The organism is Anaerobacillus sp. ABD4_527, assembly GCF_056160805.1.
This window is the reverse complement of record NZ_JBSWXZ010000003.1, coordinates 113,140-138,842: the sequence shown is the minus strand read 5'-3', so window position 1 is coordinate 138,842 and position 25,703 is coordinate 113,140. Positions and strand designations below refer to the sequence as shown.

The 25,703-nt window shown below is 40.6% G+C and carries 25 protein-coding genes; 13 read left to right on the top strand and 12 right to left on the bottom strand.

What is annotated here, in order from left to right; genetic code table 11:
- Positions 1–28 precede the first annotated feature (28 nt).
- The 3 genes from ACXAHI_RS17750 (at position 29) to ACXAHI_RS17740 (ending at position 2,509) form a co-directional block, all read left to right on the top strand.
- A complete protein-coding gene (locus ACXAHI_RS17750) occupies positions 29–1,381 on the top strand; it encodes a TrkH family potassium uptake protein (protein WP_442865211.1) in 1,353 nt (450 codons plus the stop codon).
- 570 nt (positions 1,382–1,951) lie between these two features.
- Entirely contained in the window at positions 1,952–2,170 is a 219-nt protein-coding gene (locus ACXAHI_RS17745) for a small, acid-soluble spore protein, alpha/beta type (RefSeq protein WP_474850177.1), read from the top strand.
- 84 nt (positions 2,171–2,254) lie between these two features.
- Complete coding sequence (locus ACXAHI_RS17740; RefSeq protein ID WP_474850175.1) at positions 2,255–2,509, top strand: hypothetical protein; 255 nt, start codon at positions 2,255–2,257, stop codon at positions 2,507–2,509.
- 34 nt (positions 2,510–2,543) lie between these two features.
- Here the strand turns inward: ACXAHI_RS17740 and ACXAHI_RS17735 are convergent, their stop codons facing one another.
- From ACXAHI_RS17735 to ACXAHI_RS17690, 10 genes are all read right to left on the bottom strand, one after another.
- On the bottom strand, positions 2,544–3,203 hold the full coding sequence (locus tag ACXAHI_RS17735) for an amino acid ABC transporter permease (protein ID WP_474850173.1): 660 nt from the start codon (positions 3,201–3,203) through the stop codon (positions 2,544–2,546).
- The gene (locus tag ACXAHI_RS17730) at positions 3,196–3,981 is read right to left on the bottom strand and encodes a transporter substrate-binding domain-containing protein (RefSeq protein ID WP_474850171.1); all 786 of its coding nucleotides are present in this window, start codon (positions 3,979–3,981) and stop codon (positions 3,196–3,198) included. The genes ACXAHI_RS17735 and ACXAHI_RS17730 overlap by 8 nt, the downstream gene beginning before the upstream one ends.
- A 167-nt stretch (positions 3,982–4,148) precedes the next feature.
- The gene (locus tag ACXAHI_RS17725; protein WP_474850169.1) at positions 4,149–5,246 is read right to left on the bottom strand and encodes an ABC transporter ATP-binding protein; all 1,098 of its coding nucleotides are present in this window, start codon (positions 5,244–5,246) and stop codon (positions 4,149–4,151) included.
- Between the two features lie 141 nt (positions 5,247–5,387).
- Complete coding sequence (locus ACXAHI_RS17720) at positions 5,388–6,272, bottom strand: PucR family transcriptional regulator (RefSeq protein ID WP_474850167.1); 885 nt, start codon at positions 6,270–6,272, stop codon at positions 5,388–5,390.
- A gap of 81 nt (positions 6,273–6,353) precedes the next feature.
- Positions 6,354–6,536, bottom strand: a complete 183-nt coding sequence (locus ACXAHI_RS17715; RefSeq protein WP_474850165.1) for a hypothetical protein — start codon at positions 6,534–6,536, stop codon at positions 6,354–6,356.
- A 55-nt stretch (positions 6,537–6,591) separates the two neighbouring features.
- On the bottom strand, positions 6,592–6,816 hold the full coding sequence (locus ACXAHI_RS17710; protein WP_474850163.1) for a DUF5342 family protein: 225 nt from the start codon (positions 6,814–6,816) through the stop codon (positions 6,592–6,594).
- A 49-nt stretch (positions 6,817–6,865) separates the two neighbouring features.
- Entirely contained in the window at positions 6,866–8,032 is a 1,167-nt protein-coding gene (locus ACXAHI_RS17705) for a YheC/YheD family endospore coat-associated protein (protein ID WP_474850161.1), read from the bottom strand.
- A complete protein-coding gene (locus tag ACXAHI_RS17700; protein ID WP_474850159.1) occupies positions 8,029–9,231 on the bottom strand; it encodes a YheC/YheD family endospore coat-associated protein in 1,203 nt (400 codons plus the stop codon). The genes ACXAHI_RS17705 and ACXAHI_RS17700 overlap by 4 nt, the downstream gene beginning before the upstream one ends.
- Positions 9,232–9,404: 173 nt before the next feature.
- Complete coding sequence (locus tag ACXAHI_RS17695) at positions 9,405–10,457, bottom strand: YheC/YheD family endospore coat-associated protein (protein WP_474850157.1); 1,053 nt, start codon at positions 10,455–10,457, stop codon at positions 9,405–9,407.
- Positions 10,458–10,470: 13 nt separating this feature from the next.
- Positions 10,471–11,823 (bottom strand): YheC/YheD family endospore coat-associated protein, encoded by a 1,353-nt coding sequence (locus tag ACXAHI_RS17690; RefSeq protein WP_474850155.1) that lies wholly within the window; start codon positions 11,821–11,823, stop codon positions 10,471–10,473.
- Positions 11,824–11,951: 128 nt separating this feature from the next.
- Between ACXAHI_RS17690 and ACXAHI_RS17685 the strand changes: the two genes are divergently transcribed.
- Both ACXAHI_RS17685 and ACXAHI_RS17680 read left to right on the top strand, forming a co-directional pair.
- Positions 11,952–13,094 carry a DUF445 domain-containing protein gene (locus tag ACXAHI_RS17685; RefSeq protein WP_474850153.1) on the top strand — a complete coding sequence of 381 codons (1,143 nt, stop codon included), beginning with the start codon at positions 11,952–11,954 and terminating at the stop codon, positions 13,092–13,094.
- An 81-nt stretch (positions 13,095–13,175) separates the two neighbouring features.
- Positions 13,176–13,547: a YlbF/YmcA family competence regulator gene (locus ACXAHI_RS17680; RefSeq protein ID WP_270182419.1), complete on the top strand. Its 372-nt coding sequence runs from the start codon at positions 13,176–13,178 to the stop codon at positions 13,545–13,547.
- A 129-nt stretch (positions 13,548–13,676) separates the two neighbouring features.
- Here ACXAHI_RS17680 and ACXAHI_RS17675 read toward each other — a convergent pair whose 3' ends face one another.
- Positions 13,677–13,892: an FmdB family zinc ribbon protein gene (locus tag ACXAHI_RS17675; RefSeq protein WP_474850151.1), complete on the bottom strand. Its 216-nt coding sequence runs from the start codon at positions 13,890–13,892 to the stop codon at positions 13,677–13,679.
- Between the two features lie 203 nt (positions 13,893–14,095).
- Here ACXAHI_RS17675 and ACXAHI_RS17670 point away from each other — a divergent pair, with 203 nt between their 5' ends.
- Complete coding sequence (locus tag ACXAHI_RS17670) at positions 14,096–14,947, top strand: Cof-type HAD-IIB family hydrolase (protein WP_474850149.1); 852 nt, start codon at positions 14,096–14,098, stop codon at positions 14,945–14,947.
- A 167-nt stretch (positions 14,948–15,114) separates the two neighbouring features.
- Positions 15,115–16,596 (top strand): aldehyde dehydrogenase family protein, encoded by a 1,482-nt coding sequence (locus ACXAHI_RS17665; RefSeq protein ID WP_474850147.1) that lies wholly within the window; start codon positions 15,115–15,117, stop codon positions 16,594–16,596.
- A gap of 468 nt (positions 16,597–17,064) precedes the next feature.
- On the opposite strand, the gene ACXAHI_RS17660 is transcribed toward ACXAHI_RS17665, so the two are convergent.
- Positions 17,065–17,250 carry a YhzD family protein gene (locus ACXAHI_RS17660; RefSeq protein ID WP_270182423.1) on the bottom strand — a complete coding sequence of 62 codons (186 nt, stop codon included), beginning with the start codon at positions 17,248–17,250 and terminating at the stop codon, positions 17,065–17,067.
- Between the two features lie 147 nt (positions 17,251–17,397).
- On the opposite strand from ACXAHI_RS17660, the gene ACXAHI_RS17655 reads away from it, so the two are divergent.
- The 6 genes from ACXAHI_RS17655 to ACXAHI_RS17630 all read left to right on the top strand — a co-directional run bounded on the left by ACXAHI_RS17655 (position 17,398) and on the right by ACXAHI_RS17630 (position 25,703).
- A complete protein-coding gene (locus ACXAHI_RS17655) occupies positions 17,398–18,294 on the top strand; it encodes an ABC transporter ATP-binding protein (RefSeq protein ID WP_474850145.1) in 897 nt (298 codons plus the stop codon).
- Positions 18,287–19,540, top strand: coding sequence for an ABC transporter permease (locus tag ACXAHI_RS17650; protein ID WP_474850143.1), 1,254 nt, complete (start codon positions 18,287–18,289; stop codon positions 19,538–19,540). The genes ACXAHI_RS17655 and ACXAHI_RS17650 overlap by 8 nt, the downstream gene beginning before the upstream one ends.
- Positions 19,541–19,661: 121 nt before the next feature.
- Positions 19,662–20,906: a metallophosphoesterase family protein gene (locus tag ACXAHI_RS17645; protein ID WP_474850141.1), complete on the top strand. Its 1,245-nt coding sequence runs from the start codon at positions 19,662–19,664 to the stop codon at positions 20,904–20,906.
- Positions 20,903–23,641 (top strand): ATP-binding protein, encoded by a 2,739-nt coding sequence (locus tag ACXAHI_RS17640; RefSeq protein WP_474850139.1) that lies wholly within the window; start codon positions 20,903–20,905, stop codon positions 23,639–23,641. The genes ACXAHI_RS17645 and ACXAHI_RS17640 overlap by 4 nt, the downstream gene beginning before the upstream one ends.
- 29 nt (positions 23,642–23,670) lie before the next feature.
- Positions 23,671–24,336, top strand: coding sequence for a response regulator transcription factor (locus ACXAHI_RS17635; RefSeq protein ID WP_474850137.1), 666 nt, complete (start codon positions 23,671–23,673; stop codon positions 24,334–24,336).
- Positions 24,333–25,703, top strand: coding sequence for a sensor histidine kinase (locus tag ACXAHI_RS17630; RefSeq protein WP_474850135.1), 1,371 nt, complete (start codon positions 24,333–24,335; stop codon positions 25,701–25,703). The genes ACXAHI_RS17635 and ACXAHI_RS17630 overlap by 4 nt, the downstream gene beginning before the upstream one ends.

The window sequence follows — 25,703 nt, the reverse complement described above, 5'->3', positions numbered from 1 at the left end:
GTAATTACATGAAAAGGCTGTGGGTGCTTTGTTAAGATCTCGTTTTCGACGCATACGATTAACATCCGTACAATTAATCGTTTTGTTTTATTTACTAGCAGTGACTATTTCCACCATATTAATAAGTTTGCCCGTCGCTCATCAGCCAGGGAAAGAACTTTCATTTATTGATGCGCTGTTCACAGCCGTAAGTGCTGTTAGCGTAACCGGTCTTACGGTGGTCACAACTGCTGATACGTTCAGTGTAACGGGTATCATCATCATTGCATTTGTTCTACAAATCGGTGGGATTGGTATCATGACGCTTGGGACGTTTGTATGGCTAGTAATGGGTAAAAAGATTGGGTTAAAAGAAAGACAGCTCATCATGACAGATCAAAACCAATCGACATTATCTGGACTAGTACAATTGATGAAACAAATTTTAGCACTGATTTTTATTATTGAATTAGTTGGAGCCGTTGTGCTTGGAACGTATTATCTTCGATTTTTTGAAACATGGCAGGAGGCTTATTTACAAGGGTTCTTTGCCTCAGTTAGTGCAACGACTAACGGAGGTTTCGATATCACAGGTAAATCACTACAGCCCTTTGCTCAAGATTATTTTGTTCAATTTATTCATATCCTTTTGATCATAACAGGAGCAATCGGGTTTCCTGTTTTAATCGAGGTTAAAAATTTCTTATTCTCTCGTCAGAATACGTATCGTTATAAATTTTCATTGTTTACGAAGCTTACAACGATGACATTTTTTGTTCTAGTCGTGCTCGGTGCCATATTGATCTGGGCGTTTGAAGCGACAACGTTTTTTGCTGATAAGTCATGGCATGAGTCATTCTTCTATGCGATGTTTCAATCTGTTACGACACGAAGTGGTGGACTATCAACAATGGATGTTAACGAGTTTCAAGAACCTACTCAATTATTGATGTCTGCACTGATGTTTATTGGTGCTTCACCAAGTAGTGTTGGAGGCGGTGTGCGTACAACGACCTTTGCTATCGTGCTCATCGCTATTTACTCTTTCGCAAAGGGTGGAAGCTCAATTAAAGTATTCGGTAGAGAACTTCACCCAGAAGATGTTCATAAGGCCTTTGTCGTATTTGCCGTTGCCGTTATGGTTTGGAGCACGGGAATTATCATGCTTTCATTCTCTGAACCTTATCCGCTCGTGGCTATTGTTTTCGAGGTTTCATCTGCATTCGGGACTACTGGTCTTTCGATGGGAATCACACCGGGGCTCAGTACCTTCGGAAAGATCGTTACGATCTGTTTGATGTTTATCGGACGGATCGGGATATTATCCTTCTTATTCTTGATTAGAGGGACTGTATTACGAGAAAGATATCATTATCCAACCGAACGAGTGATCATTGGTTAGGAAAGCATGAGGGGAGACCCTCGTGCTTTTTTTGTTTTGAATTGAGAGGTTCATGATTCCATCCAAAGCATCTCAAGAGTTCCTTTAATTGTCTCAATATCTCCGTTTCTAGACGCTCGTCTCCGCTTTTCGTATGTCTAGCTGCGGTGGGCAGACCCTCGATCGCTTCGCTCTTTCCCAAGAACACAAAAAGCGTGTTCATGGGAAAGCGCTCCAGCGCTTGTCGGACCTAAACGGTCACTTCCGCTTTTCATGATGTCTAGCTGCGACTCGCAGAAACTGCGATATTTCACTCTTTCAACAGAACACAAAAGGCGTGTTCTATTTCAAGAGCTCCAATATCTCCGTTTCTAAACGCTCGTCTCCGCTTTTCGTATGTCTAGCTGCGGTGGGCAGAAACTGCGATATTTCACTCTTTCACCTGAACACAAAAAGCGTGTTCAAGTTCAAGAGTTCCAATATCTCCGTTTCTAAACGCCCACCTCCGCTTTTCAAGAAACATTTACCAAAAAAATATAGTATATAAAAAACGAGAAATCACAAACTAGTTGTACAAAGGAGGTGATTCACATGGCTCAACAACAACAATCAAGACAAGGAAGCTCAAATCAACTTGTAGTACCTGGTGTAGCTCAAGCTATCGACCAAATGAAGTATGAAATCGCTTCTGAATTTGGAGTGCAACTTGGTCCAGATTCTACTGCTCGCGCTAACGGATCTGTTGGTGGAGAAATCACTAAGCGTCTAGTTCAGATGGCTGAACAACAACTTGGTGGATACCAAAAATAATTGTATACCATGGCTGTGAAGGGGTGGACGAGTCCATCCCTTCTTTTGATTGCTACATATAGACAATGTAAGAGGAGTGATCAAATGGCGTTCGAGTGTCCTCTTTGTAATAGTTATACATCTATCCAGCTAGCTTGTTCAACTTGCGGTAGTGCGCTTATAGATAAGGGAAGGGAAGCGGATTATTATGATGACTATAGTCCGTATGAATCGTTTGAATCAGTGAAGATGACGGACGGGTATGGTTTAGATGAAAAGGATCATGAGTGTCCCCATGTTTTATCATGTCCAGAATGTAGAACTTCTGTTGTCTATCTGATTGAAGAATGGATGATCTAAAAAAGGAGCTGTCGTGATGACAGCTCCTTTTCTTTTATGAGGATGGGATGTATAGGCGTTTCTCAAGAAAGCCTTGTATGAGATTGAGCACCGTTGTAAAGAACCAGTAGATGCATGCCGCCGTAAGCATGATCGGTAATACTTCATAACTAGATGCTGCAATCTGGTCAGAGTTATAGGTGAGCTCAGAAATTGTAATTACAGAGGCAAGAGAAGATGCCTTCACGATGTCGATCAACGAGTTCCAAACGGGAGGTATGGCTCTTCTCCAAGCTTGAGGAATGATGATCTCTCTATAGATCAAAGACTTCTTCATTCCAAGTGACATCGCTGCTTCCCATTGTCCTTTTGATAGCGATAGAATAGCTGCACGCAATGATTCCGATATATAAGCACCGAAGTGTAAAATGAGTCCAGTATACGCTGCTTGCCATGCAGTTAATTGAATGTTGACGGATACGAGTCCGAAGTACAAAATAAATAGTTGGATTAGCAATGGTGTGCCTCTAAAAAACGATACATATAGTTTTGCAAATCCGATTGCGATTTTTATTTTTGAGATTCTAAGGAGTGCGATGATTAATCCTACGATAAGAGCACCAAAGATTGAAAAGAAGCTCAGCAAAAGGGTATTCTTTGCCCCATCTAATAGAAAGGGCAAAGCGTCCCACAATACGTTAGCTAGTTCACTCACTTACGTTCTCTCCATCAAAATACTCTGCGGATAACTCTTCAAGTGTTCCATCTTCTTTCATTTCTTCAAGTGCACCATTGATTTTTTCAGCCAAGTCTTCTTTCCCTTTAGGTAATGCAAAGGCCATTTCTGTTTGATTAAACGTCTCGCCTACACCTTTTACATTAAATTCTGTTTTTGGAAGCTCTGTAAGGATGAATAGACGATCATTCATCGCTGCATCGATTCCACGTTTATTGCTTAGGTCAGTTAATGCTTGATTCGCGCCTTTGTAGATCTTCGTTTCTGCTCCAGCGTCGATCGCTGCTTGTTGATAGTTACTACCTTGTGTTGTTCCAACTGTTTTACCTTCTAAGTCATCAATGCTTTTGATGTCATCATTGTCTTCATGAACGATTACCTGTCCACCTGAAATGGTATAAGGTGTAGTAAAATCAAATTTTTCTTTACGTTCGTCCGTGATCGTGACTTGGTTTGCGACCATATCGATTCGTTCTGTTTCTAGAGAGGAAAGAAGCCCTTTCCACTCGATCGCTTTAAACTCAGCTTCCATGCCGATACGCTTCGCAACTTCACGAGCTACTTCAACGTCATATCCAGTAATTTCGTTATTATCATCACGGTAGCTAAAAGGTGGGTAAGTCGCTTCAGTACCGATCAATAGCGTTTCCTTTGAATCATTTTCTTCTGACGTTTCTGTATTCTCACTATTTGTACCGCATGCTGCGAGTACACCTAGAGCTAACACCAAAACAATGCCTAACCATGTCTTTTTCAAACTGAATTCCTCCTTAAATCCCTACAAAATTGATATGAATTACAGGTTTTATTTTAGTGAGCATTTGCTCTAAAGTCAATCATGAACCATTATTAACGTTTAACCTTAAGTTCATGCAATTTATGGAAAACAAAAAACACCCTCAAAAAGGATGTTTTTGTTTGAATTTAATAAATACGCTGTTCCGTTTCTGTATCGAAGAAATGACATTTGTTCATATTTAGAGCAAGCTCAATGTGTTGTCCGCTATTAATATCAGAGCGAGAATCGACACGTGCAATGAAATCTTGATCTGCAACTTTAGAGTAGAGGTATGTTTCAGCACCCATTAGTTCAGCAACATCGATTGCTGCTTTAATCTTTGTATCTTGAGAAGATTCGATGAAAACTGGCTCGTCATGAATATCTTCTGGACGGATACCAAGAAGGACTTCCTTATTCGTATATCCGTTGTCACGTAACGTCTTCATTTTTCCTTCAGGTACTTTCACTCGAACATCATCCATCGTGAAGTAGCCGTCTTCTAATTGGCCACGAAGGAAGTTCATTGCAGGAGACCCGATGAATCCACCTACAAAGACGTTATCAGGAGCATCGTATACTTCTTTAGGCGAACCAACTTGTTGAATGACGCCATCTTTCATAATAACAATTCGAGTTGCCATCGTCATCGCTTCCGTTTGGTCGTGTGTTACATAAATAGTTGTCGTTTGAAGGCGTTGGTGTAGTTTAGAAATTTCAGCACGCATTTGAACTCGCAATTTTGCATCTAGGTTAGAAAGAGGCTCATCCATCAAGAATACTTGAGGATCACGTACGATTGCTCGTCCTAGTGCAACACGCTGACGCTGTCCACCTGAAAGTGCTTTTGGTTTACGATCGAGTAGGTTTTCTAGACCAAGGATACGAGCAGCATCCATTACACGACGCTCAATTTCTTTTTTGTCGAATTTACGTAGTTTTAGACCAAATGCCATATTGTCATATACGTTCATATGCGGGTAAAGAGCATAGTTCTGGAACACCATTGCGATATCTCGATCTTTTGGAGCAACGTCGTTCACGCGTCTATCACCGATAACGAGGTCTCCATCAGAGATATCTTCAAGTCCTGCGATCATACGTAGTGTTGTTGATTTACCACAACCTGATGGACCAACGAATACGATGAATTCTTTGTCTTGAATATCAAGGTTAAAGTCTTTTACAGCTTCGAATTTGTTATCATATCTTTTATAAATGTGATTCAATTTAATTTCAGCCAATGTTATGCCTCCTAGTAAGTGAAGTGCTTTTGATAGTTCTAAGTGTACGTTATGAAAACGCTGTCGTAAATTGGGAGGCTGCACAAAAATTGATAGCTGTTTTGTGCAAAATGAACGAATGGCATAAAAAAACTGCGTTGATTAACGCAGTTCGTAAGTAAGAAGAGCCAAGTAAACCATAACGGCTCCTGTGAAAGATTTAACGTCGATTCCGGTTCGTTCTATAAATTTATCTACTCGGTATTGCAAGCTGTTTCTATGTACGTAAAGCTGTTTTGAAGCCATGGTGATGTTTAAGTTTGCCTCTAGATAAGCACGTATGCTTTTCAGTAATTCAGTGTCTTCACTCACAGGTTCAATTAATGTTTTTAGGTAGTGAATCGTTTCTTTACTTGCTTCACTAAATAAGATTGCCGGCACAATCGCAGGTTGAGTGAATACCAATTGAGACGGCATAAGCTTTATGCCAGAAGTAAACCATCTCTTTTCAGTTTGATACGTTTTCAGCAAGTTCGATGGGGAGGTGTCTTCGATAACCTGTCCCACAAAGAGAGACATTTCGATGAAAAAGTCTGCGGTTAACGCAGCTGCCATTTGTTCTAATTCTTCAACGAGCTGTTCGCCTTCCGTGTTTTCTTGAACCATAAGACCCTCTTTTTCATTTTTAAATAGAAAAACGACTTCAGTTGAAAATAATCCAATCATCGCTTCTTTAAACTCAGTAAAGTCGGAGGGAACTTCTTTTAGATGAAAATGAATGTATCTTACTGGTTTCGCTGCTACTGGGGAAACGTCAAGGTTCTCATCAAAAAGGACAGATACCCATTTTTGTTGAAGGGGATCTCCCAAGTCGCTGGCGACCTCGTGATAAAAGAGGGTGCAAAGAAGCATATGTTCTTCATCTGAGAGGCGTGCTTTTCGAACCCCGAAGCGTTCTCCACCAGCTGTTTTATACCAATAGTATCGTTCAGGTTGTTCAGATGTAACTGCATAATCTTCACCATATAGTTCTGATAAATTGTTCAATGTTCTGAACCTCCTTAAGGCCTTCAATAAGAAAGAACCCCTGTTCATAGCAGAGGTTCTCATTATTATACCATCAAGAAACTATTCGTCACATCGACGTGGCGGTTCTTGTTCCATGACTGGTATTGCTTCTTCGATTTGGGCTTGTCTATAGCTTTGATGAACAGCTCCTCCAGCCATTCCTTCATTCACCATCCGGTCGATATCCATGTCGAACTTGTCTCGACCTTCGTACTGTGATCCTTCAGTGTGTTTTTTCGGCATCGCTTTTTCAACTCCCTATAAAGGTTATATAGGGTTAGTATGCGTTGAAAACAAGCTATTTATTAGTTGAGTTTTCATAAACGTGAAAGAGCATCAGCTCATGAATTTGAGATTGTAGTTTCTTTTTATCTTCTTCTTTAGGTGATGGTTCAAACCAGTCGAATTCTCCGTTGTGAAGATAGAGTGAACGATAATAAGTCCCTTGATAAAAGAAGGAGATTTCCCATTTCGTTTTGCGAATTTTTGGTCCTATTTGTTTGTATTGAAAATGCGATAACATCTAAACTCCCCCTAATTGAAAACGCTTTTTTCTATCATACCACATCAAGCTAATACGCTGAAAACGTGCGGAACGTAGAAATAAGGGAGGACATCGATGCACGATGGATGGTCGGTTCGTCAAAACGCATAGGTTTGGCATTCACCTCAAAAATCCATAGCTGTCCATTATCATCCTTTCCAATATCCATTGAAAGCTCAGCGAAAAATCCTTCTTTCTTAAGAAGTGATGCTGTAGAAATTGCTAACTGGTTGATTTTTTCTTCATCCATAGGTTTCGCGAGTTTTGTGAAAGACAGGATGCGTCCCCCTCTTGGCACGTGGGTCGTTATACTGCTCATGTGATTTGCGCGTATTCCAATTCCAGTCACGTTCCAGTCCTCAAAAGGTCTTTGAAGCAAAACCCTGAAATCGTATCGATAGCTGCCATGCGTGCAAAGTGAAACAGCTTTTTGAATTAAATACACTTCTTTAAGGAATGGTTTCAAATAAGTAATGAGGTCGCTAACCGTATCAAACGTCTGTGTGTTTTCATGGTCACTATATTTGTATGCATTCGTGATCTTCTCGAGCTTAAAGATGCCGTGACCTTTACTTCCTGCAGAAGGTTTGCAGTATGCGATTGGATGCTGTCGCAGAAAAGGTTCTAGTGTGTCTTTTGTTAGAATTACTGTAGGTGGCAAATGTGGTTTCAATTCCTCTTGAGTTTTTAGAAGCTCGTATAGATCGGCTTTATTTAAAAAACGCTTGTTGAAGTATGGAATCTCCATTTTATCTAAATAATTCAGTATGTTAGTTACTGACTTAGAACGTTCTTCATCTCGATTTGGGATTCGATTATAGACGATGTTCGGATAAGGAAAGCGATAACCTGTCCATTTATGTGTTATTTCATCAAAGATATAACCTAGGATATGGTTCTTATAAAAACTGCTAGGAGTGAAAACGAACGATAAACCACCTTGTTTGGTGATTTCTTCTTGAATCGAATGAAAGATCGCTGCATTTCCACTAAAGTGGTGGTTTGCATTATCTCCAGCAAGAATACCAACCAAAGGGCGGATGCCGTTTTTACTTGAGTAAATCTTGATGATCGATTTAGCAAGTTTAGTTGAAGGGGGGAAGAGCGGACGTTGCTCATTCCCCCAATACAATGTTTGATACGTACTTCTTTGAGACCATTTTTTCATTTCATCATCATAATATAGCGTGATCATCTGTGGTTAACCAGAGCTTTTTCAATTGCAGATTTAGCAAGGTGTATCGCGTATTCTATCGGAAGAACGCGTGTACTCAATTCTTCTGCCTTCAATCTTTTATGACCAAATATACTTCTTCCTGGTTTGGAATTTGCCTCAAACAGATAGATCTCACCGTTTTTGGTAATACCGAGGTCGAAACCAAACTCTCCGATGAAACCAGGTATTTTATCATCGAGTGAATGACTAAGTTTTAATGCTGCATCACTCAACAATGTTTCGTAATCTTTACTAAAACCGTAATCTGTAACGAGTTCATTTAAGGTTTTTACTGTGCCTTCAGATGATGTGTGAGTCGTTAAACTGCCTTCTCCAGCAATTTTTGCAGCGATCGCACTAACTTCCCATTTTCCTTCCTTGTTCTTATTTGTATGAACACGGTAATCCATTGGCCTCTGATTAATTTTGTGTAGGTCGATTCCTTGTTGAACAATGAATCCATCTAACTTCCCAGAAGGATACTGTTGTTTGATTAATCTCGATAGTGAGCTATAGCTCCTTAGTCTGTTTTCTTTGCCAGTTCGGAAGCGACAATAGTAATAATTTTCGTTAGCCGGCTTAAGGATTTGCTGGATTCCTAAACCAAGACTACCGTTAGCAGGCTTAATATAGATCTGTTCATACTCTTCTAGCATCTTTGCGAGGGTTTCTTGTTTTGGATTGAGTATTGTTCCTGGTAAATAATGACTAACAGCATCGTCTTCCTGTAATTTCTCAAACACCTTCCATTTATCAAAAAAGCTTGGATTGAACCACGGGATCAAATACTGAGATTGTAGCTTGTGCCTTGTAGAAGCTACCTGTTCTAGGGATTCTGAGCTTCGATTCGGCAGCCGATCATATACCACGTCAGGAAGCGGGACTTTCACTTGTTTCCAACCCTTTTTGTTATACATGAGCCCTTTGATCGACTGATCCTTAAAGTCCACTTGATGCGCACCAAAGACAAAGGCAAAAGCACCGCATTTCCTCGCTGCAGTCATTAGCTTCGCAAAGTACATGCTTCGTTCACCGATCGGCCGCATACTATCTTTTGTAAAGCCAGCTGTGAATACTCCGATAAGAGGACCGATATGAAGAGAGTCTCCATGTTGAAATAGGTGAACAGAAGTTTTCTCAGGGATACCGAGTATTTTCCACAAATCTTCAGATATCATATATTCTTCTTTGTTGTCTGGGTGTGGAGACACAGCACAAAAAGATGTCCTCGTACCAAAACAAAGCTTGTTAGGAAAGGAGACCCTTTCAACATACGACTTAAATGTGGAGGGGGGAACATACAAACACCCAGAAGATGTGGTGTCTTTTGTTAAAGGACATGGATCTGTCATCATTTGTTTACCCCTTTCTTTTGAGATTGGAGGTATCGACAGTATTGAAAAGGAAGGAAGTGGAGATCTTGTTTGTTTTGAAGTATCGAGTGTCCTGGTTTTGAATTGGCTTCTAGAAGCCAAACATGTCCTGTTTGATCAATACCAAAGTCGAGTCCAAGCTCAAATTTAGGTGGAAAATGCAGCTCTAACAGTCTAGCTGCTCTTAAGGAAAGCTCAGAAATCTTTTCATCTGCTCTTGCTAGAAGGTCTTTACTTAAGCCAAGGTCAGCGTATGGTTTAATTACTCCGCCACTATGAAGGTTTGAAACGAACGAATGAGGCAATCCAACCCGCGTTCCTCGACCAAGCTCCTTCCATAAATCCGCTTGTTTTTTCATCACCACTCTTCGGTCAAATGGACGACCATTTTGATCTCGGAGATGAAGCATCTCCTGTGCCATATACTCCTTTTTTGAAAGTAAGTTCTCAATGAAAGTATGAAAAGACCTGGTTGTATCATAATTATGACGGTGAATGTCTCCTTTATGATTGATTATCAAATGAAAAACGTCATTAAGCTGTGTGATATGGACCAGGCCATTCCCTTGAGATCCGTTAGTGGGCTTTAATAATAGTTCCGCTTTCTCATCTAATAGGCTTCGAATGACTTTCATAGCCGTTCGGTAGTTGAGCTGAAACGTTAGAGGAAGGTGTTCATTCAGATCACTGTCGTTTTTTAGAACGCTATGAACAGCCCACTTCCCTGGCAAGCCATATCCAAGGAAAACGGTGTTCGAGTATTGTTTGAGTTCTTTAATGAACGTAAGGGATTGCTTTGTTGGAGCTGTATGGAAGCAACGGTCATAGATAAAACTTGGGACTTCAAATGTTGCTTTTCTCCAACGATCATGATCATGATCGTAGTGTAATCCTTGAAGGGTGGATCGGAAATTCCCACTAGGTTGAAATCGAAACACCATAAAACCACAGGCCGTACCAGCTTTTGCAAGTTCACGCATATAACGCTTCTCATGCCGAAATGAGGTTTGCATGATCCCGAGAGTTGCCATTTCTTCACCTCTCTTAGTTAGAAGTGAACCAATAAACGAATTGAATCAATGCTTTTACAGAAGGACGGCAGTTGGTGTTCGAAGGGTGATCAGGGGTTTTTGAGGGTTTTGTATTTACCTCGATTATCCATGGATGCCCTTCTTTATCTATGCTTAAATCGATACCGAGCTCTCCATACATCCCGTCCGTTTCACCATCGATTACCTTAGAGACTTCCAGAGCGAGCTCTGGAAGAATTCGTTTGATTTGTTTTCGGGACACTTTATCAAATTGTGAGAGAACGTCATCTACTGACTTGATGAGTCCACCTCGAGCAATGTTCGAAACGAATTGCTCTTTCGACTGAGATACTCGAGCGACTGTTGAAACAACCCTCCATTTATCACCAGGTCCCTTTAAACATAGAATGCGAAAGTCAACTGGGCAATCTTCTACCTCAAAGAGGGGGATGCCCTGTTGTATTAAATATGGCACCTTTTTGCTTCTCGCTCGTATAGCAGGGTAGAGGCCTGATAATGTAGGGGAGGTTAGTACCTTGTTTCCGCTAAAACTCGAGTAGCCGAGCAAATAACAATCTTCACTCTTACTGATCCGATAAATATGCCTTCCTTGACTACCGTTAATCGGCTTAAGGTAGATGGTGTTGTACTTATTCATCATTTGTTCAACTTTATCGATCGTATCGAGTATGTCTGATTCAGGGAGGTAGGGAGCGAGCTCCTCATATAAGAGAAGTTTTTCGTGAACATCCCATTTATCTATGAATGCTTCATTAAAATATGGTATGTTGAGCTCTCGCCATAATTCCTTCAAGCTCTCAATTTCATTTGAATTCTCTAACCGTCTTGAGTGAATGCGGTTATAGATGATGGAAGGTAAGGGAAGGGTGTCTTCAATCCATCGATCAGATTGCCACCTCTTTCCGATTACTGAGTTGTTGTCCCACCTTTTTAAAGTGTTAACAAAAAAGAAGATATGGTGTTGTTCACAGTACTTTGCAATTTCTAAACAAAAATCAGTATAAGCAGAAAAAGGAGTGTCTTCCTTTCCTTGTGCATTCGTAGTCAGGCAGAATATCGGTCCTAACGTAATCACGCTAGTTTCTTTACAAAAGGATAGTAGAACACGTAGTTCGTTTTTAGGAAGGAAAAGGCGTGACAAGATCTCTTCTGAACAATACACTGCTTGATCAGAGTTTGTTTCATAGCTTTCCAGGTGAACTGGATATTGAAGAGATCCGCATTTAAAAAATACGTCTGTATTCTCTAAGTGCCATCTAGTAGCTAGGTACTCAGGAATGATTAGTCGGTTTTTACCCGTTTCTTCGAGTAAAGGGTGTAAAATCACTTTATGTGTATGTTTCATAGAAACCCTCGTTCAACTATTTTTTCGATAGATTGCCTTCCTTAAACTGGATAGGCAATTGCGGATAACGTATACTATGAAGATGGAGTTTTCTTTGTGAAAACGTGAGATAGAAAGGTTGATTGTTTATGTCGTCCATTATTATTACGATTCTATTTATGGTCGTTATCGGAGCGATTATAGGTGGATTTACAAATTCATTAGCGATAAAAATGCTATTCAGACCATATAAACCACTATATATTGGGAAATGGAAAGTTCCGTTTACTCCTGGCCTTATCCCTAAGCGTCGAGATGAATTGGCGGTACAACTTGGGAGAATGGTTGTGGAACATTTATTAACACCAGAAGGCATTCAGAAGAAAATGCATGATCCTGTTTTTAAGTTAACGATGGTTGAATATGCCCAAAAAGAAGTCATGAAGTATCTTGATAAAGAAGATACGATCGAAGAGCTAATTTCAAAAGGTCTCCATATGGAATCACCATCTACTGTGACGAAGGAAAAAGCGAGAGCGTATATAAAAGGAAAGCTTGGAGTGAAGGTAAACGAATTGAAGGCGCAGGAAGTAGGAGAAGTGCTCCCTGATAGACTTGTTTCGAAAGTCGATAGTGGCATCGAACCGTTTTCTGATTTAATCCTAACGAAAGTAAGTGATTATATCGCTTCACCAGAAGGTAAAGAAAAATTATCGGTGATGATTGATCTTTATCTAGCAGAACGAGGGACGCTGGGTAGCATGATCAATATGTTCTTCACGAATACGAGGATCGTTGATAAGGTCCAGCCTGAACTTCTTCGTTTGTTAAAACAAAAAGATATCCAACAAGTCATCGTCACGATGCTTGAAAAAGAATGGAGTTCTATAAAGGAAAGTAAAGTTGAGACGTTTGAAGATAAGGTGAATCTGGACGAGGTCGTACACGATCTTTCTGAAGCGATTGTAAAAGAACTCCCCATCGACCAGATCATGGAACTGCCGCTTTCGAAAGCAGTCGAACCGTTTAAGGACCGGATCATTGAAAATTTTGTTCCAAGAATTGTCGATGCAGCTGGAAATTATTTAAGTCATCAATTACAGCCGTTAATGGAACAACTACAGCTTGCTGAAATTGTTAAAAGCCAGGTAGAGGGCTTCTCTGTTGGACGAATCGAGGAAATGGTTCTGTCCATTTCTAGAAGAGAATTCAAGATGATCACGTACCTTGGAGCTGTTCTTGGAGGATTGATCGGAGTCGTACAGGGAATCATTATTACGATTATTGGATGAATTGGTCTGTCTTTGTTATAGTGGGTAGGTACGGGGTTATGAGAGCGAAAATAATCCTTATAATTTAAGGAGGTATATATCATGGCTGAAAAAAATCTTTATGATGTAGCTTATGAGCTAGAAAGTGCTATGCGCGAGCATGAGGACTACACAAAACTTAAGGAACTTTACGATCAAGTAAACCAGGATGAAGTTGCGAAGAAGTTATTCGATAACTTCCGTAACATGCAGATGGAGCTTCAACAGAAGCAAATGACTGGTCAGCAAATCACTGAAGAGGAAGCGCAGACTGCTCAACAACAAGTAGAACTTGTTCAACAGCACGAAGTGATTTCTCAACTTATGCAGCAAGAACAGCGCATGAGCCAAGTCATTCAAGACATCAACAAAATCGTTACAAAGCCGCTTGAAGACCTTTACGGTAAAGCTGACGAAGACAACGTTCAACAATAAGACAAAAAGAACTCTCGCAATGACTTGCGAGAGTTCTTTTTATAGGATCATGATAGCTTGCTTATTTGAGTGAAGATTTACTCACGTCACTCTCATGAAATGAGCAAACTATCATGACTATAGCTATGTTTATGATGCAACGTTTTCAATTACTCCGACGACTTCAAACTGCTTCGGTTGCGTGATGATTCGTTCTTCCAGCTCACATTCAGGACACTGAAGCTCGTGTTTTTCAATCTTAACTTTCCCTCTAAACTCATGATCACATGTCGTACATTTGTATATATGTGGTTGAGTAATCGTACCTACACAATCAAACCTAATTCTCTCTTTGCCTTCTGTCATTTTAAATACCCCTTTCATGGTAGTTTTATTGTAATAATTTTGTAATATATGTGGATTTATAGTAGAAGTTCCCACGAGAAGAAAAACTTAAACGCATTTTTCTAAAGAGATTTTCCTAGAGAAAATTTTGTGATAGGACAAATTGCACCCTTCATAAAAATAAATGACATAGGGACGACTTTCAGGCGAAAAGGGGGGACGACATGGTATATAAACTATTGGCTTTAGATATTGATGGTACGCTGCTTAGGACTAATCATAAAATCGACAAGGAAACGAAGGAAGCCATTGAGTATGTGAAAGATAAAGGGGTTTATGTCACGCTGATCACTAGTCGAAATTTCGCCTCTGCTAAAAAGATCGCAAAATCCGTAAAGTTAGATGACTCGATCATAGTGACTCATAGCGGATCATTTATCGCTCAAAACGTACAAGAGCCGATCTATCAAGAAAGAATCAGTAAAGATGATGTTCGCGACATCATTCATATACTTGAAAAGTTTGATTGCCATATTCGTATTATTCATGAACGGTTAGCGGTTGGAAACAGGGTGAATCAGAACCATTACCTGTCAGCTAAGATGACGCTCGGAATCGGAGATCCGCTTTTCTATCCTGTTAATTTTGTTGAGACGCTTAGTGAGTATTTAGAGAAGAAAGAGCTGTCACCACCTAAAATCGATGCGCACTTTTTTGATGATGATGAACGCGCGGAAGCCAAAAGAATTTTGGAAGACCTCATTCCTAACATTTCAATTGTTCGCTCTACGAAATGTAATTTCGGAATTATTCCTAAAGGTGTCTCTAAAGCGAAGAGCCTTCGTCTTTTAGGGGATCATCTCGGAATCTCTGTTGACAGTATGGTAGTGATAGGTGACTCAGATTGCGACAAAGAGATGATTTATCAAGCTGGACTGGGTGTTGCGATGGGGAATGCTCCTAATGATATTAGAAGATTAGCGGACTGGGTCACACGATCGAATGACCAACAAGGGGTTTCTTATATGGTAAAAGAAGTGTTTAGGAAGCAAATGCGTCTTCAACTTAAAAAGTAGTTTTTCAACATCTATTGGCAAAACCTAGCGCTATTTCCTCAATTTCGAGGAGATAAGCGCTTTTTTTATGAGACTTTTGGCGCATTTTCGCAAAATGAAAAGGCTTTCAAAGAAAAATATCTAATAAGTATAATGTTTGATAATTTTGAAATTATGGAGGGTTATTAATGGAAAAAATTCTCGACATGAATCCTAAGGTAGCTGAATTCTTGAAAGGCAAGAAACAACTTTATATCAATGGTCAGTTTAAGGATTCGTTATCAGGAAGAACTTTCGACACGCTCAACCCCTCAACAGGTGAAGTGCTTGCAACAGTAAGTGAAGGAGTAAAAGAAGATATTGATGAAGCGGTTATGGCGGCTAGAAAGGCATTCGATAGCGGCCCATGGTCTAAAATGTCGGCTTCAAAGAGAAGCAGAATAATTTATAAGTTAGCTGATCTTATGGAAGAGAACAAAGAAGAGCTAGCGATGATCGATACGCTTGATAATGGTAAACCAATCCGTGAAACAAAAAACGCTGATGTACCTCTTGCGATCGAGCATTTCCGCTACTACGCTGGATGGGCAACAAAAATTATGGGACAAACAATTCCAGTAAACGGTCCTTTCTTCAACTACACGCGCCATGAAGCGCTCGGGGTTGTTGGACAGATCATTCCTTGGAACTTCCCGCTACTAATGGCTGCGTGGAAACTTGGTGCTGCTCTTGCAACAGGATGTACGGTAGTCCTTAAACCAGCAGAGCAAACTCCTCTTTCTGTTCTGTATCTTGCAGAACTAATGGAAGAAGCAGGATTCCCAGAAGGGGTTGTCAACATCGTTCCTGGATACGGCGAAACTGCAGGTGATGCACTTGTAAAGCATCCTGAAGTTGATAAGATCGCATTCACTGGTTCAACTGAAGTAGGTAAGTATATTATGAACCAGGCTTCAAACGACCTTAAGAGAGTAACTCTTGAGCTTGGTGGTAAGTCACCAAATATCATCTTGCCAGATGCAGACATGACAAAAGCGATTCCTGGAGCACTTAGCGGTATTATGTTTAACCAGGGACAGGTTTGCTCTGCAGGTTCTAGACTCTTTATTCAAAAGAAAGCTTATGACAATGTGATGGCTGACCTCGTTAGTCACAGTCAGAAGATTAAGCAAGGTTCAGGTCTTGATCCATCTACTGAAATGGGACCTCTTGTTTCAGATGAGCAGCATAAAAAAGTTCTTGAATATATTTCAAAAGGTCAAGATGAAGGTGCTGAGCTTCTTACTGGTGGACAAGTTCCTTATGAGAACGGCTACTATGTTCAACCGACAATCTTCTCAGATGTTGATGATAAGATGACGATCGCAAAAGAAGAAATCTTTGGGCCAGTTGTAGCAGCTATGCCGTTTGAGGACTTAGATGAAGTTGTAGAGCGTGCAAACAACTCTAACTATGGCCTTGCAGCTGGACTATGGACTGAGAACTTGAAGTCTGCTCACTATGTAGCGAATCGTATTAAAGCAGGAACAGTTTGGGTGAACTGCTACAATGCATTCGATGCTGCTTCTCCATTCGGAGGATACAAGCAGTCTGGTATCGGAAGAGAGATGGGCTCTTACGCGTTGGATAACTATACTGAAGTTAAGAGCGTGTGGATCAACCTTAAATAAGTTTACTATCAAAAACGCTAGTCCGAATCGGACTAGCGTTTTTGTTATTTTAATCATTTAAAAAGGTTCGAGAGGCTGTTGGGACTGAACGCTCGCCTCCGCTTTTCATTGTCTAGCTCCAGTGGGCTAAATCCTCCGGCTGTTTCGCCCCCTCGGTTGAGACCAAAATCGTCTCATCCTCACGGGCTCCAACATCCTACGGATTTAAAACGCGCCCACTTCCGCTTTTCATTGTCCAGCTGCAGTGGGCAGGCCCTCGATCGCTTCACCTTTTCGATTGAACACAAAGAGCGTGTTCATTCGAAAAGGTTCCAGCGCTTGTCGGGCCTAAACGCCCACTTCCGCCTTTCATTAGTCCAGCTGCGGCTCGCAGAAACTACGAGATTTCACTCTTACGCAGGAACACAAAAAACGTGTTCCTGCGTAAGAGTTCCAATCTCTCCGTTTCTAAGCGCTCGCCTTCACTTTTCATCTTTGCAATACAATCAATTTACCGGTTGAGGAAACGACTCTTGCGGGTTTGGATTCGAAGCCTTTTTCGTTTAGGATTTCTTGGCCTATTTTTTTTGCGTCTTTGTCGTTTTGGGCTTCGAAGCTGTCGTCTAGGATGGTGGTTCCGTCTTTTTCAAATGCTGTAATAATGTACTTTTCCATGTGCTGTCCCTCCTACTAGTTATAGTTATTATTCTACCGATTCGATTCGGTATTGTCACTTTTTTCAGAAAAAACGAATCTTTTAAGAGTGAGAAACGTTATAGTAATATGAGTGGATAATCGAATTTCGAAATAGGGGGGAAGTAGATGCTTCGTTTAGAAAATGTAACGAAGAAGTTTGGTTCGTTTACAGCTGTCGATGGATTGAACTTATCGATTCCAGAAAATGAAGTGTTCGGGTTGCTCGGGGGGAACGGAGCGGGTAAAACGACAACGTTTCGTATGCTGTTGCGTTTGATCGATCAAACGGATGGGACGATTTCATGGAAGAACAATGATATTTCATATAACAAAAGTCATCTTATCGGATATTTACCTGAGGAAAGAGGACTTTATCCAAAGATGAAGGTTAGAGAGCAATTGATTTACCTTGGGAAGCTTAGAGGGATGAAGAAAGAAGAGATTGAGGTTGAGATTAAAAGTTGGCTCGAACGTTTTGGTGTGCCGGAAAATGCGAATAAAAAAGTCGAGGACCTATCAAAAGGGAATCAGCAGAAAATACAGTTCATAGCAGCAGTGATCCATAAACCAGAATTGCTTATTCTCGATGAGCCTTTCAGTGGTCTTGATCCTGTTAATGTGGAGTTACTAAAAGACGCTGTTCTAGACCTAAAGGAGAAGGGAACGACGATTCTGTTCTCAAGTCATCGGATGGAGCATGTTGAAGAATTATGTGAGCACTTGTGTATTTTACATAAAGGAAAACCTGTGGTGAATGGTAATTTAAAAGAGATCAAGCAATCGTATGGCAAGAAAAATCTTATTGTGAACGTTGATTATGATCTCAATTTCCTTAAAAACATACCAGGTGTCCTGCGGATAAAGAGTGGGGTCAATCAATCCATCATACAGATTGAAAATGAAGCTGTTTCACAAGAAGTACTGACTGAATTGATGAAGAACGGTTTTGTTAGACATTTTGCGTTAGAAGAACCTTCTCTAAATGACATCTTTATTGAGAAAGTAGGTGCTTCGTATGAATAAGCTGTTCATCGTGTTGTTTCAAACCTACTTCAACCGATTAAAATCCAAACCGTTCATTATTACGACATTAGTAACGATACTCTTTATTTTCTTAATCACAAATCTTCCAAGCATTATGGATTCTTTCGATAATGACGAAGCTGACCGTGTAGGCGTGATGAGCTCAGAGTCTTATTATTCTCTTCTAGACCAACAGCTCTCTTTGATGGAGTCCAATATCGAGATTATGCCGTACGAAGGAAGTGAGGAAGAAGCACAAAAAGCAATAGATTCAGGTGAGATCGATAGTTACCTTGTTTTAGAAAGTACAGAGGACGGTAACCCTCAAGGAGTTTATAAGGCTGAAACAGTAGCGGAGCAAAAAACCCCACAAGTTCTGCAGTCTGCTCTTCAACAAATAAAGAGCTCGATCGCAGCAGAACAAGCGGGTGTCACTCAGGAGCAACTGCTTAAGATCGATCAACCAGTAAAGTTTGAAAAGATAGCACTTGAAAAAGGAGCCAAAACCGAAGATGAACTGAATCAAGCAAGAGTATTTGTATACATCCTCTTGTTTGTGATTTACTTCTCTGTCATCTTTTATGGAAACATGGTTGCGGTAGAAGTAGCAGCAGAAAAATCTTCAAGAGTGATGGAAATTCTTATTTCGAGCGTATCTCCTGTTAAACAAATGTTTGGAAAAATACTAGGGGTAGCGTTATTAGGATTAACTCAATATGCTGTCATCATTTTGTGTGGTTATTTATTCCTAAAGTTCAAGGATGATGACTTTACAACAAGTGGGTTTATGTCGTTTCTCGACTTTAGTAATCTATCAGCGTCACTCGTTATCTATGCCGTCCTCTTTTTCGTATTAGGTTACTTGCTTTATGCAACGATCCTTGCCATGGTTGGATCTCTCGTAAGTCGAGCTGAAGAAGTTCAACAAGTCATTCTGCCTGTACAATTCTTAATTATCATTGCGTTCTTCATCGCAATGTTTGGGTTATCGACACCATCTGCACCAATTATTACGGTGACATCGTACATTCCATTCTTTACGCCTGTTGTAATGTTCTTACGAATAGGTATGCTTTCTGTACCGTTTTGGGAAATTGCACTTAGTCTTGTTCTCTTAGTGGGAACGACGGTGTTCTTTGCAATCCTCGGGGCAAAAGTTTACAGAGGTGGCGTACTGATGTATGGAAAATCATCATCTATTAAAGACATTGGAAAAGCACTTAAATTATCTAAGAAAGATAATTGATATTTTCCCGTTCAAGTACTCCTTGAACGGGTTTTTTTATGAAGAAACATACAATGCGAACGTGCGCTCTACCTAATGTGGTAAAATTAAAGGTAGATAGCAATAGAAAGGGTGGTAAGCAATGGAAGAAATTTCATTCCTGCACTGTGCGGATCTTCACTTAGACAGACCCTTTTCTGGAGCACAAAGCTTGCCTCCAGATATACATAACTTTGTTAAGGATAGTGCACATCGATCGTTACATAAACTCATCGATGTAGCTTTAGAGAACAGCGTTGATTTTGTTTTGTTTGCAGGAGATCTTTTCGATAGCAGTTATCGAAGCCTGCACTCTCAGATGGTTTTGTACCGTGAACTTCAACGTTTAGATAAAGCAGGAATTCGTAGCTTTCTTTCTCATGGAAATCATGACGCTCTCGATGGGGAGTGGATTGCGATCGACTGGCCTAAGAGCAGCTACTTCTTCGGGCCGGAAGTAGAGTCTGTTCCATTCTATAGAGGAAATGAGAAGCTTGCTGATATTCATGGGTTTAGTTATCCTCGTCGGCATGTTAGTGAAAATATGTCTGCTTATTTTGAACGAGTGGACGATGAAAGTTATCAGATCGGAATGCTGCACGGAAACGTAGAAGGAAACACCGACCATGCATCTTATGCTCCTTTTACTTTAAGCGATTTGATCGATAGAAACTTTGATTATTGGGCGCTCGGTCATATTCATGTTAGAACGATCTTAGTAGAAAAACCACCGATCGTATACCCAGGGAATATACAAGGTGCTCATCGAAAAGAAGTAGGGCAAAAGGGGTGTTATATCGTATCGATGGATGAAGGGAACGTTACGACAACCTTTCATTCTACTTCTGATGTGACATGGCAGAAGGAAACCATCGATCTATCAAAGATTGAAACGATTCAGGATCTTCTTCGAATTTGTGAGGAACGCCTTCATGATGAGACGTACAGTTCTGGTGGCCACTTAGTCGAGTATGAATTCATTGGAATCAGCACTCTTCATCATCACTTATTACAAGATGACGTACTGGATGATTTATTGCAGGCTCTTCAAATTGGAAAAGAAGGAGAGCTAGACGGATTCGTATGGCCTTATAAGCTTTCACTTCATTCTCAGCCATCCTGGGATAGAAATGAGCTGAGAAAGCAGGACGGATTTTTACAAGATCTTCTTCACGTTTCAGATTCGTACAGCACTGAGGATGTAACAGAAAGCATCGCTCCTCTCTATCAACATAGAAGAGCAAAAAAAGCGTTTCCTACCCTCGAGGATCAGAGTTCAGTCGTGGAAGAAGCTGAAGAATTGCTGCTCTCATATTTAATAGATGATAAAGGGGGGCGTTCATCATGAAACTGATCGGGTGGCATATCTATGGATTTGGGAAATTCGAGGACTTCAAAGTTTCCACCTTATCAGATCAGCTCCAGACGATATATGGAGAAAATGAAGCTGGTAAGTCGACTTTGATCGCATTTATAGAGAATATTTTATTTGGTTTTTCTAGTAGAAAAGAAGAGAGCTATTTTGTGAAAAAGTATTCTCGCACTGGCGGGTGTTTGTACTTTGAACTCGATGGGAGCCCAGTAACGATCGAGCGTACGAGAGGCAAAGCATCTGGAGATGTCATGATTCATTACTTCGATGGCACAATAGGTGATGAAGAGGACCTTGCTCGATTGTTAAAAGGGATGGATCGAAAAACATTTAGACAGCTGTTCTTTTGTAATTTGAACACGTTACATGATCATACTGATCATAGTGAAGAGAGCTGGAACAGCATCCTTTATGAAGCAGGGATGACAGGGGGCGCATCTCTACTTACGATCGAGAAAGAATTGGAGAAGCGGCAGAGTGAACTGTTCAAGCCTAATGGAAGAAAGCCTCTTATCAATGCAAAGCTCGAGGAATGGGAAAACACTAAGAAAAGTGTTTATGAACTAGAGAAGCGAAATCGTACGTATAACGAGACGGTAGATAAAATCGAAGCTCTGAAGAAAAGAATCGAAGAAAATAAGGTAGTGTTGATCTCTTATCAAAAGAAACGCCGAGAGTTAGATTATGAAAAGACAATCTTGCCTTTAGTAAAAGAACAAACAAAGTTACATAGGCAGCTAGAGTCTCTTCCTTCACATACTCCTTTTCCGGAAGATGGGCTTTCACAACTAGATAAATGGAAAGAGAGAGTCGTCATTACTACCGGTGAGATCGAACAAGTTCAAACCGAGCAGGCAGAGGTTGAGAAAGAGATCACAACTCAGGAACTTCAAGGTCGTCATGATCTCCTTCATCATGTGAGCCAGTTGAATGAGCAATTGGTTGTATACCGAACGAAACAAGACGAGAAGAAGCGATTAGAAAAGGAAAAACGAGAGAGAGACAATAAGCTTCATTCGAGTTTGAAAGAAGTAGAGCTATCAGAACATCAAATAAGTAAGATGGTCACGTCGTTTAGTGCGAAAGAAGAGCTAAAAGCACTCGTTCAGCGTTATCAGCGGTCTGATCAACAGTATGATTATTTGAACGACTCACTATTATCTGCACGTGAAGAACTTGAAAGGGAGGAAGGTGAGTACGAAAGGCTACTCGCTCGTAGAAAGGGTGACCGTCCCGAAGAGCATTCAACAAAAAAATCAACATATCGATCTTCAAATGTCATGCTCTTCATTTCATTAATACTTTTCCTCGGAATCGGTATTATTGAAAACTGGCTTTTAGCAATCGGTGCAGCAGTGATTGTATTAGTTGGGGCCATAGTCATGAGGTTGACCGGTGAGAAAAGTGATGAAGAACATGCAGAACAGCGCGAACTGAGAAGGCGTTCAGAGAGTGTGAAAGAGCAGGTCGAGCGGTTGAATAGGACGTATACGAAAGCCGCAGAAAAAGTAGATCAATGGGAGCTAGAAAGGTTCCAGTTGGATGAAGCGTTTGAAACATGGAAAGCAGACTATTCCTTCCATATTGAACTATCATCAGAACTGATGAGCGAGTTAGTTGATAAGGTTGCCGTCATCAAGCAGATGAAACAAGACGCTAAGGTGATTGAGAGGCAAATTGAGGAACTTGACTATGAGATGCGGGTAGTTGAAGATGGAATTAAGAAAAAATGTGAAGAAGTCGAGGTTCCATTTGACGACGTAGAGACAGCCATTCAGCAACTCTTGTTAGTAGCAGACAAGCAAAGGGAGACCATGCAGCACATTGAAAAAATGCATGATAAGCTATCAAGCCTTAAGCAAAAAGAAAAAAATGAACAAGCAAAGCTTCGTTCATATAACAACCAGATTCATCAATTATTCGTCGATGCTGAAGTGAATACAGAAGAAGCGTTTCGCGTTAAGGGTAATGCGCAAAAAGAAGCGAGGGAACTGTTGAATCAAAAAGTAATTGTTGATTCACAATTGGACGGAGCTGAGGATGCCGGTATAAACCATTCCTCAGTTGAAGAGATTGAAGAGGAAAAGGCTGGGATTGAGAAAGAGGAGGGTGTCTTGATGAAAGAGCAACAAAAGCTTTATCAAGATATCGCAACGCATCAGGAACAGCTTCGTACACTTACAGAAGATGGAACGTTAGAAGATCTTCTTTTAAAAAGTCAGCAAAAGGAAGACGAGCTTCATTCACTAGGGAGAAAGTGGGCAGTGTTTAAAGTCGCCTCAGAGCTTTTACAAAAAGCGAAAGCGAAGTATCAAGAAGAACGCCTACCAGCTGTGCTACACCATGCTGAGCGCTATTTTTCAGCGATCACGGAAGGAAGGTACACAGCGATTCATGCTCCTAAAGAAAAGAACGGTTTTCAAATTCGTCATAGAGATGGTACGGTCTATCTTCCTTCGCAATTAAGCAGAGGGACAGCGGAACAGCTCTATCTTTGTATACGGCTTGCCCTTGTTTCAGTCACGTCGATAAAATTACCAATAATATTAGATGATATCTTCGTGAACTTCGATGAAAAACGCACCGAAGTGGCGAAAGGTTTTATAAAAGAATTTTCAAAAGAACAGCAAGTGTTGATGCTAACTTGCCATCAAACGACTTTAGATGGTATTGATGATCATGTAATAAAGCTCGAGCGTGTTTTCCAATAGGAAGGTATCTTAAAATGAGGTGATTGGATTTGGAAGAAACCTATAAGATCAATCTAGTAGAAGATGAAGAAAACCTTGTCCAAATATTGAAAACGTACATGGAAAAAGAGGGATTTGACGTTAAGACATTTTTGAGCGGCGAAGAGGCGATGGACAACATCCACGATTCGTGTCACCTTTGGATTCTCGATATCATGCTTCCTGGAATAGATGGGTATGAGTTACTTAAAAAAATTAAAGCGGAGAAGGATGTTCCGGTCATCTTTATTTCGGCAAGAGATGAAGATCTCGATCGAATTGTAGGGCTTGAGCTTGGAAGCGATGACTACATCGCTAAACCCTTCATGCCACGAGAGTTGATTATCAGAGCAAAAAAGCTATTGAATCGAGTCTATCAGCAAGCATCCCAAAAGAAATACGAAGTATCCGAATATCAAGTAGATCCAATTACTCGCAAAGTTACAGATCGAGGAGAACCGATCGAACTAACGACGAAAGAAATGGATTTAATTTTATATTTAGTAGAACACGTGAATCAAACGTTATCTAGAGAACAAATTCTAACTCATGTTTGGGGAGAAGATTATTTCGGTTCAGATCGAGCGGTGGATGATGTGATTAGACGTGTTCGGAAAAAAATGCCTCGCATGAATCTAGAGACTTCCTACGGGCTTGGTTACCGGTTGATCACATGAATTTGCTTCGCGTGAACTTAACAAAACGTATATGGCTGTCGTTTATGATACTCGTTCTACTCGTAGGTGTCGTCATTGCGGTTATTTATCCTTTGTCGATCAAAGGAACACTTACTGAAGAAACGTATCAAATTATTGAATCTGAACAGCAACGGTATACGTTCCCTGACCGGGATGCCCCTCTCCCTCCTGAGACAGATCAAGATTTCATCGAACGAAGGGATGCCTCTCGCTCTGTAGGTCACACGCTCATTACTAGATTATATAGAGGGCCACTTCAAGGAGATCCAATTCCTAATGCCGTAATCGTTGAAATGCGTAAAAACGCTCTTGAACAAGAGACACCAAAAGCGAGATATGAACTTACGTACAATAACCAGGCGTCCCTTTTTTACGTGATCTCAAAAGTCCAGGTGAATAGTCAGGAAGCTTACTTTATCTCCTATATGTGGGATACGTATCGTAATCAGATGATCGAGCGTTTATGGTGGAGACTCATCATCATATTGGCTTTCGCTATGGTTCTAAGTTTACTCCCTGCGATGTGGATCGCGCGATACTTAAGAAGGCCACTTACTGTACTAGGCGAAAGGTTTGATCAAATCGCAAACCGAAATTGGAAAGAGCCTTTCGTCTGGGAAGGCGATGAAGAGTTCCAAAAGCTATCGAATCAATTCGAATCGATGAGACAAAACTTGATGCGGTATGACAAAACTCAAAAGACGTTCATCCAACATGCGTCACATGAGTTGAAAACGCCGATTATGGTCATAAAAAGCTACGCGCAGTCCATTAAGGATGGTGTAATGCCCGATTCGATGGAGAATACAATGGACGTCATATTGAACGAATCTGACCGAATGGAGCAGAGAGTGAAATCGATGCTCACCTATATAAAACTAGATTCGATCGATGAGCCTGAAGGCAGCTATGAAACGTTTCGTTTCGGAGGGCTTGCAGAAGAAATTAGGGAACGTTTCATGTATCAACGAGACGATGTAGAGATTTCGATAACTGGTGAAGACGTCCTGTTAACGGCTATTCAAGAGCAGATGCTGACTGCGCTCGATAACCTTGTTCAAAACGCCCTTCGATATGCAAAGAGCGACATACAAATCGAAGCGAGAGAAGATAAAAAAACGACTGTCATCAGTGTCAGCAATAACGGTGAACCGATTTCGTTTAAAACTGGAGAAAAAGAAAGACTGTTTGAACCATTTCAAAAGGGTGACAAAGGACAGTTTGGCATCGGCCTAGCAATCGTGAAGAAGGTAGCAGAACGTCATCAGGGATATGCAAAAGTAGAAAATGAAGTGAACGGTGTAACCTTCTCGATCGTCTTACCAAAAAAAGTGAACATCGATTGA

Coding starts and splice junctions, on each gene's coding strand:
- ACXAHI_RS17745 (WP_474850177.1), top strand. CDS start 1,952: ATGGCTCAACAACAACAATCAAGACAAGGAAGCTCAAATCAACTTGTA.
- ACXAHI_RS17740 (WP_474850175.1), top strand. CDS start 2,255: ATGGCGTTCGAGTGTCCTCTTTGTAATAGTTATACATCTATCCAGCTA.
- ACXAHI_RS17715 (WP_474850165.1), bottom strand. CDS start 6,536: ATGCCGAAAAAACACACTGAAGGATCACAGTACGAAGGTCGAGACAAG.
- ACXAHI_RS17710 (WP_474850163.1), bottom strand. CDS start 6,816: ATGTTATCGCATTTTCAATACAAACAAATAGGACCAAAAATTCGCAAA.
- ACXAHI_RS17705 (WP_474850161.1), bottom strand. CDS start 8,032: ATGATCACGCTATATTATGATGATGAAATGAAAAAATGGTCTCAAAGA.
- ACXAHI_RS17700 (WP_474850159.1), bottom strand. CDS start 9,231: ATGATATCTGAAGATTTGTGGAAAATACTCGGTATCCCTGAGAAAACT.
- ACXAHI_RS17695 (WP_474850157.1), bottom strand. CDS start 10,457: ATGGCAACTCTCGGGATCATGCAAACCTCATTTCGGCATGAGAAGCGT.
- ACXAHI_RS17690 (WP_474850155.1), bottom strand. CDS start 11,823: ATGAAACATACACATAAAGTGATTTTACACCCTTTACTCGAAGAAACG.
- ACXAHI_RS17685 (WP_474850153.1), top strand. CDS start 11,952: ATGTCGTCCATTATTATTACGATTCTATTTATGGTCGTTATCGGAGCG.
- ACXAHI_RS17680 (WP_270182419.1), top strand. CDS start 13,176: ATGGCTGAAAAAAATCTTTATGATGTAGCTTATGAGCTAGAAAGTGCT.
- ACXAHI_RS17675 (WP_474850151.1), bottom strand. CDS start 13,892: ATGACAGAAGGCAAAGAGAGAATTAGGTTTGATTGTGTAGGTACGATT.
- ACXAHI_RS17670 (WP_474850149.1), top strand. CDS start 14,096: ATGGTATATAAACTATTGGCTTTAGATATTGATGGTACGCTGCTTAGG.
- ACXAHI_RS17665 (WP_474850147.1), top strand. CDS start 15,115: ATGGAAAAAATTCTCGACATGAATCCTAAGGTAGCTGAATTCTTGAAA.
- ACXAHI_RS17660 (WP_270182423.1), bottom strand. CDS start 17,250: ATGGAAAAGTACATTATTACAGCATTTGAAAAAGACGGAACCACCATC.
- ACXAHI_RS17655 (WP_474850145.1), top strand. CDS start 17,398: ATGCTTCGTTTAGAAAATGTAACGAAGAAGTTTGGTTCGTTTACAGCT.
- ACXAHI_RS17650 (WP_474850143.1), top strand. CDS start 18,287: ATGAATAAGCTGTTCATCGTGTTGTTTCAAACCTACTTCAACCGATTA.
- ACXAHI_RS17645 (WP_474850141.1), top strand. CDS start 19,662: ATGGAAGAAATTTCATTCCTGCACTGTGCGGATCTTCACTTAGACAGA.
- ACXAHI_RS17640 (WP_474850139.1), top strand. CDS start 20,903: ATGAAACTGATCGGGTGGCATATCTATGGATTTGGGAAATTCGAGGAC.
- ACXAHI_RS17630 (WP_474850135.1), top strand. CDS start 24,333: ATGAATTTGCTTCGCGTGAACTTAACAAAACGTATATGGCTGTCGTTT.